The organism is Burkholderia sp. BC1 (assembly GCF_052683555.1).
Genome location: NZ_JBQYLP010000028.1, coordinates 67,902 through 79,994, shown reverse-complemented (window position 1 = coordinate 79,994; position 12,093 = coordinate 67,902). Strand labels below are relative to the sequence as shown.

Genomic DNA, 12,093 nt, shown 5'->3' with positions numbered 1-12,093 from the left:
GGCTACGTTCAGACTTTACCGTACTGGTCAGGCTTAAACATACAAGCGCGCGGCGCGCCGTCCGACCCCCGCCGTCCGACCCCTTATCGCGCACTTGGCAGCCTTCACCCGATACTGTATAAATATCCAGTATCGGGTGAAGGCGAATGGGTGCGCAGATGGACGATCGGTCCGACAACGAATTTCCGATAGCGCCGCCGGTGCCCCGGAAGGGGCGCGGCGCCGTCGACAATCTGCAGGGGCGGTACGAGAGCGCGTTGCGCGAGGCCGTCGACGACGGCTGGGCGCACGTCTCGGACGATGCCGATCTGCCCGCGCCGCTGCGCACGCAGGTGTTCGAGGAGCGCGCGAAGAGCATTCTGACGCGCAATCAGTCGCCCGACATTCCGTTCAGCGTGTCGCTCAATCCGTATCGCGGCTGCGAACATGGCTGCATTTACTGTTTCGCACGGCCGACGCACAGCTATCTGGGGCTGTCGCCGGGGCTGGACTTCGAGAGCCGCATCTACGCGAAGATCAACGCGGCGGAACTGCTCGAACGCGAGATTTCGCGCAAGTCCTATGTGCCCGAGCCGATCGCGCTCGGTGTGAACACCGACGCCTATCAGCCGGTTGAGCGCGACTTGCGGATCACGCGCAGCGTGATCGAGGTGATGCACGATCGCGGGCTGCCGTTTGCGGCGATCACGAAATCGTCGCTGATCGAGCGCGATCTCGATCTGCTCGCGCCGATGGCCGAACGCGGGCAGGTGATGGCCGCGGTCACGATCACGACGCTCGATGCGGATCTGGCGCGCACGCTCGAGCCGCGCGCGGCCACGCCGGCGCGCCGGCTGCGCACGATTCGCGCGCTGCGGGACGCGGGCGTGCCGGTCGGCGTGAGCATCGCACCGCTGATTCCGTTCGTCACCGAGCCCGATCTCGAGCGCGTGCTCGAAGCGTGCGCCGAAGCCGGCGCGACGCACGCGAGCTACATCATTCTGCGGCTGCCGTGGGAAGTCGCGCCGCTGTTCAAGAGCTGGCTGGCCGCGCATTTCCCCGATCGGGCGGAGCGCGTGATGAACCGCGTGCGCGACATGCGCGGCGGAAAGGACTACGACTCCGATTTCGCGAAGCGGATGAAGGGCGAGGGCATCTGGGCCGACCTGCTGCGACAGCGGTTTCGGCAGGCGGTGAAGCGGCTCGGGCTGAACGAACGCCGGCACGGCATTCTCGATCTCTCGCAGTTTCGTGCGGCGCCGCCGAGCGTGGCGGCCGCGCCGCGCGCGACGCGCAGGGCGCCCGCCCAACCGGCGCGCGACGACGTGCAGATGAGCCTGTTCTGATCGGTGCGCGACGCGGTCGGCGCCCGCACACCGCCGCTCATTGCGAAATCTGCTTCGCCGCTTCGACCTGCGCTTCGAAATACGTCTGGAACGACAGCGCGAGCGCGGTCATCAGCAGGAACGCGCCGATCAGCAGCGAGAAGATCACGACGAAGATCACGGTCCAGCCCGAGCGGCTGTGCTTGCCGGTCCCGGCGTTGAATTGCGCGTCCCATTTCTCGTCCGGCCGCAGTCCGTAGACGAGCGCGGCGAGGAACGCGGCCAGCAGCGAGATCGCGCCCGGCACCGCGAGCCACCAGCCGAGCGTCGCGCTGCGCTGCGTCGCCCCGAGCAGCAGGAAGCCGGGGATGCCGACGAGCGTCGCGAGTAGGTGCGCCCAGCCGTAGACGTCGCGAAAGCCGTACAGATAGAAGCGGTGCGCGCCGAGCGAACCGAACAGGAAGGCGAGGGCGGCGGTGAGCGTCTTGGAGCGGAAGCGGCGGGACGAAGCGGTGCTGCTGGACATGGATGGCGGCGTATTGTCGTTGGCATGGGCAGCCGGCAGGCCGGCGCGGGCGCACGGCCCGGCACGCATTCTACGATGCCCGGTCGGGGCCGGTCATCCGCACGCTGCGTCAAGGTGCCGCATACGTGATCCGGTAGATCGCGCCCGCGTAATCGTCGCTGACGAGCAGCGAACCGTCGGGCAGCGGCAGCACGTCGGCGGGGCGGCCCCAAACGCTGCCGTCCGGTCGCAGCCAGCCCGTGACGAACGGCGTCTGCCGCGCGTGGCTGCCGTCCGCGGAAACGATGGCGCGCATGACGCGGTAGCCCACCTTGGTGCTGCGGTTCCATGACCCATGCTCGGCGATGAAGACGTTGTTGCGGTACGACGCCGGAAACATCGGCCCGGTATAGAAGCGCATCCCGAGCGCGGCCACGTGCGCGCCGAGCTTCAGCACGGGCGGAACGTAGCGGCGGCATACGTCGGTGCTGCCGAATTCGGGGTCGGGCGTATCGCCGCCATGGCAGTAGGGAAAGCCGAAGTCGAGCCCGGCGCGTGGCGCGCGGTTCAGCTCGTCGTCCGGCACGTCGTCGCCCATCAGGTCGCGCCCGTTGTCGGTAAACCAGAGCTCGCCCGTATCCGGATGCCATGCGAAGCCGACCGTATTGCGTATGCCGCGCGCGAACACGTCGCGGCCGCTGCCGTCGGCGTTCATCCGCGCGATGATCGCGTAGCGGTTGCGGTCCGCGAGGCAGACGTTGCACGGCGCGCCGGTCGGCACGTAGAGCTTGCCGTCGGGGCCGAACGCGATGAATTTCCAGCCGTGATGATGCTGGGTGGGCAGCGTGTCGGTGAGCACGGCCGGCGCGGGCGGCTTCGCGAGCCGGTCGTCGATGCCGTCGATGCGTAGAATGCGCGACACGGCGGAGATATAGAGTGCGCCGTCGCGGTATGCGACGCCGACCGGCATGTCGAGCCCGGACGCGATCACGTAGTGCGCGCCGATCCGGCCGCCCTGCATCGTGAACGCATGCACGCGGCCTTCGCGGGTGCCGACGTACAGCACGCCGCGCGGCGACCACGCCATTTCGCGCGCGCTCGGCACCGCGTCGGTAAGCACCTCGACGTGGAAGCCGGGCGGCACGACGAGTTCCTCGACGGGCAGCCGCGCCGCGGCGCTGGCGGCTGCGACCGAGCAGGCAAGGGCGGCGAGCAACGCGACGAGCAACGCGACGAGGGGGCGCGGCGTGCGGCACGTCGGAAGGGCGCGAAAGAGCGGCATGGCGGCGCGGGAGCGGTCGCTGACACGACGATTGTATGCCGCGCCCGCAGGCCGTCCGTGGATTTTTTGCGCGTAAGTGTTTGTTGTACCTCCAGTTTCCGGCTATAATCGCGTGTTTCAGTAGTTTCGAACCCGGTTTTCCCGAAGGATTTCATATGGTTATCATCCGTCTGGCTCGCGGCGGCTCGAAGAAGCGCCCGTTCTACAACATCGTTGCTACCGATTCGCGCAACCGTCGTGACGGCCGCTTCATCGAGCGCGTCGGCTTCTACAACCCGGTCGCGACGAAGGGCGAAGCGCTGCGTATCGCTCAAGATCGTCTGACGTACTGGCAAGGCGTTGGCGCGCAACTGTCGCCGACCGTCCAGCGTCTCGTGAAGGAAGCGCAAAAGGCGCAGCCGGCTGCCTGACATGGCGCGGTGTGCCGGTCGTGCCGGCTGTGAGGTGTATTGATGTCGGATCACGATTCCGGTAATGCAAGGCGCGGGCGGGCGTCGTTCGGCGCATTCGTCCGCAAGCCGGTCGAGCGCGGTGCGCCCGCAGGCGCGGCTGCCGAACAGGGCGGCCTCGACGCGGTGCAGGCGCTTCCCGACGATGCAGTCGAGGTCGGCGCGGTAGTCGACGCGTACGGCCTGAAGGGCTGGGTCAAGGTGGCGACTCATGCCGACGCCGGCCGCGGTGGCGATGCGCTGCTCAGCGCGCGTCGCTGGTGGCTGGAAAAGGGTACGCAGCGGTTTTCGGCGCGTATCGTGCAGTCCAAGACGCACGGCGACACGGTCGTCGCGCAACCCGCGGGCGTAGGCGACCGCGATGCCGCGCTGGCTCTGCGCGGCTTTCGTGTGTTCGTGCGCCGGGAAGATTTCCCGGCATTGGCCGCGGACGAATTCTATTGGGTCGACCTGATCGGCCTCGACGTCGTCAACGAGCAGTCGGCGACGCTCGGCAAGGTGGTCGGGATGATCGACAACGGCGCGCATTCGATCATGCGTGTCGAGTATCCGTCGGTCGGCAAGGATGGCCGCCCGGCGGCTGCCGAGCGGCTGATCCCGTTCGTCGGCGTGTATGTCAAAACGGTAGACCAGGCGTCGCGTCGCATCGTCGTCGACTGGGAAGCCGATTACTGAAATGAACCAGGTCACGGAGCGCGCGGTGCAGTTCGATGTCGTCACGCTCTTTCCCGAAATGTTCCGCGCGCTGACCGACTGGGGTATCACCAGCCGGGCCGTGAAGCAGGGGCGCTTCGGGCTGCGTACCTGGAACCCGCGTGATTTCACGACGGACAACTACCGCACGGTCGACGATCGTCCGTACGGCGGCGGTCCGGGCATGGTGATGCTGGCCAGGCCGCTCGAGGCCGCGATCGGCGCCGCGAAGGCGGCGCAGGCGGAGCAGGGCATCACGAGCACGCGCGTCGTGATGATGTCGCCGCAGGGCGCGCCGCTCACGCACGAACGTGTGACGCGAATGGCGCAGGAGCCCGGCGTCGTCGTGCTGTGCGGCCGTTACGAGGCGATCGATCAACGGCTGCTCGACCGCTGCGTCGACGAGGAAATCAGTCTCGGCGATTTCGTGCTGTCGGGTGGCGAACTGCCGGCAATGGCGATGATGGACGCAGTCGTGCGACTGCTGCCGGGCGTGCTCAACGATGCGCAGTCGGCCGTGCAGGACAGCTTCGTCGACGGCCTGCTCGATTGTCCGCACTACACGCGTCCCGAGGAGTACGAGGGCATGCGCGTGCCGGACGTGCTGCTCGGCGGACATCATGCCGAAATCGAGCGGTGGCGGCGCCAGGAAGCATTGAGAAACACATGGCGGAAGCGGCCGGACCTGATCGTCCGGGCGCGCCGCGAGAAGTTGCTGAGCCGTGCCGACGAGGCATGGCTTGCGAACCTCGCACGCGAAGCGAAGGACGCCTCCTGAGGCGGCATCGCGGGCGGGAAATGGCGGTGCCGTACATGCGTGTGCGGCGCCTGATGTGAATCCATCCTCTATCGGGGCCAGGCCTGGAAGCAGGCGGGCGCAAACGCCGACACGATGGCTTTAGGAGTCAGTGATGAATCTGATCGCAAAACTTGAGCAGGAAGAAATCGAGCGCGCGCTCGCAGGCAAGACGATCCCCGAATTCGCCCCGGGCGACACGGTGATCGTGAACGTGAACGTGGTTGAAGGTAACCGCAAGCGCGTTCAGGCTTACGAAGGCGTCGTGATCGCGAAGCGCAACCGTGGTCTGAACTCGTCGTTCATCGTCCGCAAGATCTCGTCGGGCGAAGGCGTCGAGCGTACGTTCCAGACGTACTCGCCGCTGCTGGCGAGCATCGTCGTGAAGCGCCGCGGCGACGTGCGTCGTGCGAAGCTGTACTACCTGCGCGAGCGTTCGGGCAAGTCGGCTCGAATCAAGGAAAAGCTGGTGTCGAAGGATCGCGCTGCAGCAGCATCCCAAGAGTAAGAGCTGTAAGGAAAAAGCACCCACCCGGGTGCTTTTTTCATTCTGGCGCGACAATATGCTCGATACGACACGAAACCGAGAGCGCCATTGAATCGCCGTCCGATCATCGATCCCGAAGTATTGCCCGTCGAAGGCACCGGCGCCGGCCTGCCGCCGATCCAGCCGCCGCTGCTGACGCCGTCCGGCCTGCGCGAGCGCTTTGCCCGTACGCTCGAATGGAGCGTCGAGCCTGCGGAGGCGCGGCTGCAGGAAGGCGTCGATCCGCGCAGCGCCGCGGTGCTCGTGCCGCTCGTCGCGCGCGACACGGGCCTCACCGTGCTGCTGACGCAGCGCGCCGATCACCTGAACGACCACGCCGGGCAAATCAGCTTCCCCGGCGGTCGCCGCGAGCCCTACGATCGCGATGCGACGGCCACTGCGCTGCGCGAGGCGAAGGAAGAGATCGGCCTCGCGCACGAGCGCGTCGAGATCCTCGGCGCGCTGCCCGACTACCTGACGGGCACCGGCTTCTGCGTCACGCCGGTGGTCGGCCTCGTGCATCCGCCGTTTACCGTGCAGGCCGACACGTTCGAAGTCGCCGAGATCTTCGAGGTGCCGCTCGCGTTCCTGATGAATCCCGCCAATCATCAAGTGCGCGTGTTCCGCTGGGACGGCGGAGAACGTCGTTTTTTTGCGATGCCTTATCCGAACGGCGAGGCGGGCGGCCATTACTTCATCTGGGGCGCAACTGCGGGCATGTTGCGCAATCTGTATCGCTTCTTGGCCGCCGGCTGACACGGCGCATCGCGTCGCGCGTGCGGCCGCGCGCGCCGCGGCGGCGCCGGAAGCCATCCGTGGCTTACGCTGTGCTATCGTTACGCCAAAAATGACATAACTCCGAAGACGGCGCCACGCATGACTTTCTTCTCGGTTCTTCTCGCCCTCATCATCGAACAGGTCCGCGCGTTGTCGCCGAGCAATCCGGTGTTCGCGCTGTTCCAGTTTCACGCGGAAACCGTTGCGCATGGGCTCGACGCCGGCAAGCAGAAGCACGGCATCCTCGCGTGGCTCGCGGTCGTGCTGCCGTGGGTGCTGGTCGTCGCACTGATCTACTTCCTGCTGTACAAGGTGAGCTTCGTGCTCGCGTTCCTTTGGAACGTCGCCGTCGTGTATTTCACGCTCGGCTTCCGTCAGTTCAGCCACTACTTCACCGACATCCATCTCGCGCTCAACAACGACGACGTGCCGCGCGCGCGCGAAATCCTGCACGAGTGGACGGGCATCGACACCGTCGACATGCCGGTCGGCGAAATCGTCCGTCATACGCTGATCCATGCGGTGGTCGCATCGCATCGTCACGTGTTCGGCGTGTTCTTCTGGTACGTGCTGCCGATCGGCCCGGCCGGCGCGGTGCTCTACCGGATCTCCGAATATCTCGCGCGCAGCTGGGCGACGCCCGGCGAGGATCGCACGGCCGCATTTTCGACGTTCGCGCAGCGCGCGTTCTTCGTGATCGACTGGATTCCGTCGCGGCTCACCGCACTCGGTTTCGCGATCGTCGGCAACTTCGAGGATGCCATCTACGCCTGGCGCAACCATACGCGCCAGTGGCCCGATCCGAACGACGGCGTGCTGCTCGCCGCGGGCAGCGGCGCGCTCGGCGCGCGGCTCGCCGGACCGCTCGCGGAGCCGTCGAGCCTCGATGCGCTGGCGGTCGGCGACAGCGGTCCGCTGTCGGTCGGCGACGACTGCACGCCGCGCACGCTGCAATCGGCCGTCGGCCTCGTATGGCGCGCGGTGATCCTGTGGATGATCTTGCTGCTGATGCTGACGCTCGCGGTGTGGGTATCGTGACGCGTTCGTCGCGTCATGCATGTGCGAAAGGCCGGCTGGATGCCGGCCTTTTTGCTTTTGCCGTGATGCCGATCAGTCGTCGCGCGGATCGCGCACGGTGCCGCAATGCCAGCACGCGGTGAATTGCGCTTCGAGCGCCTCGCCGCACTGCCTGCATCGCCATGGCGCCGCGCCGGCCGCCGGGCCGCGCGACGCGGCGTCGAGCAGCCGGCGCGCGAGCGCGTCGTCGCGTTCGTCGTCGAGCCATAGCTCGGGCGCGCACGCGTCGACCGGAATGCCGCCGAGTGCGCCGGTCGCATAGCGGTTGTGCAGCTCGCAGCCGATCCCGGCCGCCTCGAGGACGTTCACCCAGTGCTGCGCGGTGGCGAGATCGGGTGCCTTGAAACGCATCGCGGCTCCTCGGATGGCGAGAAAGGGTAGCGCGCCGGCCGCGTGCGGCCGGCGTGATGCCGTCAACGCACGACCTGGCTCGCCTCGTGAACGAGCTGCGCGTACAGCGCATGCCGTGACGGCGCGATGCGGCCGTCGGCGACGGCTTCGAGGATCGCGCAGCCGGGCTCGTGCAGATGATGGCAATTATAGAAACGGCAGTGTGCGAGCAGCGGACGGAATTCCGGAAACGCGCGTTCGAGCCGGCCTTCGGTCAGATGGTACAGGCCGAACTCCTGGAAACCGGGCGAATCGATCAGCGTGCCGCCGCCCGGCAGCGGATAGAGGCGCGTGAACGTCGTCGTGTGGCGGCCGCTGTTCAGCGCAGCGGAGATCTCGCGCGTCGCGGCTTCGGCTTCCGGCACGAGCAGATTGACGAGCGTTGATTTGCCCATCCCCGACTGACCGAGCAGGATCGTCGAATGGCCGGCCAGATGCGGCATCAGTTGCGCGCGCGCATCGTCCGGCGCGCCTTTGACCGACAGCTCGAGCACCTCGTAGCCGAGCGCGCGGTACGGTGCGAGCCGCTCGCGCGCGACGGGCAGCGCGGCCTCGACGTCGATCTTGTTCAGCACGACGATCGGCTTGAGCTCGTTGGCCTCGGCCGCGATCAGCGCGCGCCCGAGCAGATCCTCGCTGAAGTACGGTTCGGTCGCGAGCACGATCAGCAGCTGGTCGAGGTTCGCGGCGAACAGCTTCGACTTGAACTGGTCCGACCGATACAGCAGGTTGCGCCGCTCGCCGATCTCGACGATCACGCCCTGATCGGCCGACGTGCGTTCGTAGACGATGCGATCGCCGACCGCGACGTCGCTCTTCTTGCCGCGCGGAAAGCACTGGAGCATCGGGCCGCCGTCGTCGGGCGCGACGATGTAGTGGCGGCCGTGCGCCGCGATCACGCGGCCTTCGACACGTTCGGCGCCCGATGCGCGCGCGGCCGGCTTGCGGGAGGTCGGCCGGCTCATGCTTGCTGCAGCAGACGGTCGATCCGCTGCGACGCGGGCGGATGCGAGTAGTAGAAGGCCGTGTAGACGGGGTCGGGCGTCAGCGTCGACGCGTTGTCCTCGTACAGCTTCACGAGCGCGCTGACGAGGTCCTGCGCATCGGTCTGGCTGGCCGCGAACGCGTCGGCCTCGAACTCGTGCTTGCGCGACGTGAGGCTGCCGAACGGCGTCGCGAAGAACAGGAACACGGGAATCGCGAGGAAGAACAGCACGAGCGCGACGCCTGCATTGCTCGAATCGAGCGACGGGATCACGCCGAGCCCCGTGTAGAACCACGTGCGCTGCGCGAGCCAGCCGAGCAGCGCGAGCAGCGCAAGGCTCAGCACGAACGACACGAGCATGCGCTTCATCACGTGGCGCCGCTTGAAATGGCCGAGTTCGTGCGCGAGCACCGCCTCGATTTCCTGTCCGGACAGCCGCGCCAGCAGCGTATCGAAGAACACGATCCGCTTCGATGCGCCGAAGCCCGTGAAGTAGGCGTTGCCGTGCGCGGAGCGGCGGCTGCCGTCCATCACGAACAGGCCTTTCGCGGCGAAACCGCAGCGCTTCATCAGCGATTCGATCCGCGCGCGCAGCGCTTCGTCGGTCAGCGGCTCGAACTTGTTGAAGAGCGGCGCGATGAAGGTCGGATAGATCAGCAGCACGAGCATCTGGAACGCGACCCAGACGAGCCACGCCCACAGCCACCAGAGGCTGCCGGCCTGGTTCATCAGCCACAGCACGACGAACAGCAGCGGCAGCCCGAGTACGGCGCCGAGCAGCGTGTTCTTCAGCATGTCGGTGAAGAACAGCCGCTTCGTCATCCGGTTGAAGCCGAAGCGCTGCTCGATCCCGAACTGGCGGTAATACTCGAACGGCACGTCAATCGCGCCGGTGATCGCGAGCACGACGGCGACGAGCGCGACCTGCTGGCTGTAGCCGCGCCCGAACCAGCCGGTCAGCAGCGTGTCGAGCGCGCCGACGCCGCCCAGCAGCGTGAGCGCGACCAGCACGGCCGCGCTGACGACGATCTCGAGCATCGTCAGGCGCGTGCGCTCGACCGTATAGTCGGCCGCGCGCTGGTGCGCGCCGAGCGGCACCTTGGCGGCGAACTGCGCGGGCACGCGGTCGCGATGCGCGGCGACGAAGCGGATTTGCCGCGACGCGAGCCACAGTTTGGTGACGACCATCGCGAGCACGGCGCACGCGAAGAGCAGGGTGAACGAAAAGGGTGACATCGAAGGCGCCAAAGGGTTCTATGCGAGAATTATATGTTCTTGCGGACGGCGCCCGCAGAGGCGAGGCCGGCCGTCCGGACGGCGCCGCGCGCCGTCCGCCATTTTCCAGGATGACTCATGACCGATACCGCCGCTTCCGCCAGCCAGCCCGCACTCGTGCGCAACGAGTTGAACCTCGTCTGGCTCGACATGGAGATGACGGGCCTCGACCCGGATAACGACCGCATCATCGAGATCGCGGTCGTCGTGACCAACTCCACGCTCGAGATCGCCGTCGAAGGTCCCGTGTTCGCGATCCACCAGAGCGACGAAACGCTCGCGAAGATGGACGACTGGAACAAGTCGACGCACGGCCGCTCGGGTCTGATCGACCGCGTGCGCGCATCGACCGTGACCGAAGCGGAGGCCGCCGCGCAGCTGCAGGCCTTCCTCGCGCAATACGTGCCGCCCGGCAAGTCGCCGATGTGCGGCAACTCGATCTGCCAGGACCGCCGCTTCATGGCGCGCTGGATGCCGGAGCTCGAACGCTTCTTCCACTACCGCAACCTCGACGTCAGCACGCTGAAGGAGCTCTGCCGCCGCTGGCAGCCGGCGATCTACAAGGGGTTCCAGAAGCGCGCGATGCATACGGCGCTGGCCGACATCCACGAATCGATCGACGAGCTCAAGTACTATCGCCAGCATTTCCTGATTCCGGCGGCTTCCGCAGCCTCCACGGCCGCATCGGCGGGCGAGTCGGCGCCCGCCGCCTGAGCGGGCCGGCACGCGCTCAGCGCGGCGCGCGCTGCGCGCTTTTCGGGCGGAACGCCGCGACCACCGCGGCGTCGGTCTCGATGTACGGCCCGCCGATCAGGTCGATGCAGTAGGGCACCGCGGCAAAGATGCCGGGCACGGTCGACTTGCCGTCGGCATCGCGCAGCCCTTCGAGCGTTTCGCGGATCGACTTCGGCTGCCCGGGCAGGTTGATGATCAGCGCCGCGTGGTCGGCCGTCTCGCGGATCACCGCGACCTGCCGCGACAGGATCGCGGTCGGCACGAAGTTCAGGCTGATCTGCCGCATCTGTTCGCCGAATCCCGGCATTTCCTTCGTGGCCACCGCCAGCGTCGCCTCGGGCGTCACGTCGCGACGCGCGGGGCCCGTGCCGCCGGTTGTCAACACGAGATCGCAGCGCGCGACGTCGACGAGCTCCACGAGCGTCGCGGAGATCGTCGCCGCGTCGTCCTGGATCAGGCGCGTGTGCGCGCGCCACGGCGAGGTCAGCGCGGTGCCGAGCCATGCCTGCAGCGCCGGAATGCCCTGGTCTTCGTAGACGCCGGTGCTGGCGCGGTCGCTGATCGACACGAGGCCGACCACGAGCTCGTCGGGATGATTACGCTGCGTCGTCATCGTCGTCTCCGGCTTCGTCGGACGCCGTATCGTCGGTGTCGGGCGTGCCGCTCGCGGTCTTGATCCACTGGAACAGCTCGCGGAAGTAGCGCGGCGGCTTGCCGAGCTGCGCTTCCTTGCGCGCGTTGCGGATCAGCGTGCGGCCTTCCTGCACGTCGGCGTCCGGATATTGGCGAATGAATTCGGTCAGCGCCGCGTCGTCGGCGAGCAGCCGCTCGCGCGTGCGCTCGATCCAGTGCAGCCGCGCGGTCGCGGCCTTGTTCACGCCGCGCTGCGCGTCGAGTGCCGTGCGCAGCGCGGCCGTTTCGTCGTCGGTCAGCGAGCGCATCACGCGGCCGACGTACTGCAGCTGGCGGCGCTTGCCTTCGTGATCGGTGATGCGGCGCGCCTCGCGGACGGCGTCCGCGAGGTCTTCGGGCATCGGCATGCGCTTGAGCGCGTCTTTCGGCAGGTCGACGAGCGCCTGGCCGAGTTCCTGCAGCGCGTGCATTTCGCGCTTCAACTGGGATTTGCTGGGGCGATCGTAGCCGTTGTCGACGTCGTCGTCGGCATGCTCGATCGGCTGGATTCGGGTTTTGCGGTTCATGGGCGGCATTGTATCGCGGCGCGCATGCGCCCAGCTTGTCGGTATCCGGCCCCGGACCTTGCTATGATCGCGGGATACGCAACATTTTGACCATGCGGGC

At 67.2% G+C, this 12,093-nt stretch carries 15 protein-coding genes; 8 read left to right on the top strand and 7 right to left on the bottom strand.

Annotated elements, in window-relative coordinates; translation table 11 throughout:
- Positions 1-146: 146 nt before the first annotated feature.
- On the top strand, positions 147-1,325 hold the full coding sequence (locus tag ACSHSS_RS15995) for a PA0069 family radical SAM protein (protein ID WP_176035476.1): 1,179 nt from the start codon (positions 147-149) through the stop codon (positions 1,323-1,325).
- Positions 1,326-1,362: 37 nt separating this feature from the next.
- Here ACSHSS_RS15995 and ACSHSS_RS15990 read toward each other — a convergent pair whose 3' ends face one another.
- Positions 1,363-1,830 (bottom strand): NINE protein, encoded by a 468-nt coding sequence (locus ACSHSS_RS15990; protein WP_105841194.1) that lies wholly within the window; start codon positions 1,828-1,830, stop codon positions 1,363-1,365.
- A gap of 109 nt (positions 1,831-1,939) precedes the next feature.
- Positions 1,940-3,091: a PQQ-dependent sugar dehydrogenase gene (locus ACSHSS_RS15985; RefSeq protein WP_445545214.1), complete on the bottom strand. Its 1,152-nt coding sequence runs from the start codon at positions 3,089-3,091 to the stop codon at positions 1,940-1,942.
- 155 nt (positions 3,092-3,246) lie between these two features.
- Here ACSHSS_RS15985 and rpsP point away from each other — a divergent pair, with 155 nt between their 5' ends.
- The 6 genes from rpsP to ACSHSS_RS15955 all read left to right on the top strand — a co-directional run bounded on the left by rpsP (position 3,247) and on the right by ACSHSS_RS15955 (position 7,370).
- On the top strand, positions 3,247-3,501 hold the full coding sequence (rpsP, locus tag ACSHSS_RS15980) for a 30S ribosomal protein S16 (protein WP_006400702.1): 255 nt from the start codon (positions 3,247-3,249) through the stop codon (positions 3,499-3,501).
- Positions 3,502-3,543: 42 nt separating this feature from the next.
- Positions 3,544-4,215, top strand: a complete 672-nt coding sequence (gene rimM, locus ACSHSS_RS15975; RefSeq protein WP_253575856.1) for a ribosome maturation factor RimM — start codon at positions 3,544-3,546, stop codon at positions 4,213-4,215.
- Position 4,216: 1 nt separating this feature from the next.
- The gene (trmD, locus tag ACSHSS_RS15970) at positions 4,217-5,011 is read left to right on the top strand and encodes a tRNA (guanosine(37)-N1)-methyltransferase TrmD (protein WP_006414358.1); all 795 of its coding nucleotides are present in this window, start codon (positions 4,217-4,219) and stop codon (positions 5,009-5,011) included.
- Between the two features lie 133 nt (positions 5,012-5,144).
- Positions 5,145-5,537 carry a 50S ribosomal protein L19 gene (gene rplS / locus ACSHSS_RS15965; protein ID WP_006400699.1) on the top strand — a complete coding sequence of 131 codons (393 nt, stop codon included), beginning with the start codon at positions 5,145-5,147 and terminating at the stop codon, positions 5,535-5,537.
- A gap of 87 nt (positions 5,538-5,624) precedes the next feature.
- Complete coding sequence (locus ACSHSS_RS15960; RefSeq protein ID WP_012213826.1) at positions 5,625-6,311, top strand: CoA pyrophosphatase; 687 nt, start codon at positions 5,625-5,627, stop codon at positions 6,309-6,311.
- 120 nt (positions 6,312-6,431) lie between these two features.
- A complete protein-coding gene (locus ACSHSS_RS15955) occupies positions 6,432-7,370 on the top strand; it encodes a CobD/CbiB family protein (protein ID WP_012213825.1) in 939 nt (312 codons plus the stop codon).
- A gap of 72 nt (positions 7,371-7,442) precedes the next feature.
- Here the strand turns inward: ACSHSS_RS15955 and ACSHSS_RS15950 are convergent, their stop codons facing one another.
- The 3 genes from ACSHSS_RS15950 to ACSHSS_RS15940 form a co-directional block, all read right to left on the bottom strand.
- Positions 7,443-7,760: a putative signal transducing protein gene (locus ACSHSS_RS15950; RefSeq protein WP_217061149.1), complete on the bottom strand. Its 318-nt coding sequence runs from the start codon at positions 7,758-7,760 to the stop codon at positions 7,443-7,445.
- Positions 7,761-7,822: 62 nt separating this feature from the next.
- A complete protein-coding gene (gene rsgA / locus ACSHSS_RS15945; protein WP_445545213.1) occupies positions 7,823-8,764 on the bottom strand; it encodes a ribosome small subunit-dependent GTPase A in 942 nt (313 codons plus the stop codon).
- Positions 8,761-10,020, bottom strand: coding sequence for a M48 family metallopeptidase (locus ACSHSS_RS15940; protein ID WP_445545212.1), 1,260 nt, complete (start codon positions 10,018-10,020; stop codon positions 8,761-8,763). Before ACSHSS_RS15940 ends, rsgA begins: the two co-directional genes overlap by 4 nt.
- Positions 10,021-10,137: 117 nt before the next feature.
- Between ACSHSS_RS15940 and orn the strand changes: the two genes are divergently transcribed.
- Positions 10,138-10,773 (top strand): oligoribonuclease, encoded by a 636-nt coding sequence (orn, locus tag ACSHSS_RS15935; protein ID WP_105773201.1) that lies wholly within the window; start codon positions 10,138-10,140, stop codon positions 10,771-10,773.
- Between the two features lie 16 nt (positions 10,774-10,789).
- Here the strand turns inward: orn and mog are convergent, their stop codons facing one another.
- Together mog and yjgA are read right to left on the bottom strand one after the other, a co-directional pair.
- Complete coding sequence (mog, locus tag ACSHSS_RS15930; protein WP_006414341.1) at positions 10,790-11,407, bottom strand: molybdopterin adenylyltransferase; 618 nt, start codon at positions 11,405-11,407, stop codon at positions 10,790-10,792.
- A complete protein-coding gene (yjgA, locus tag ACSHSS_RS15925; RefSeq protein ID WP_006414361.1) occupies positions 11,391-11,993 on the bottom strand; it encodes a ribosome biogenesis factor YjgA in 603 nt (200 codons plus the stop codon). Before yjgA ends, mog begins: the two co-directional genes overlap by 17 nt.
- Positions 11,994-12,093 lie beyond the last annotated feature (100 nt).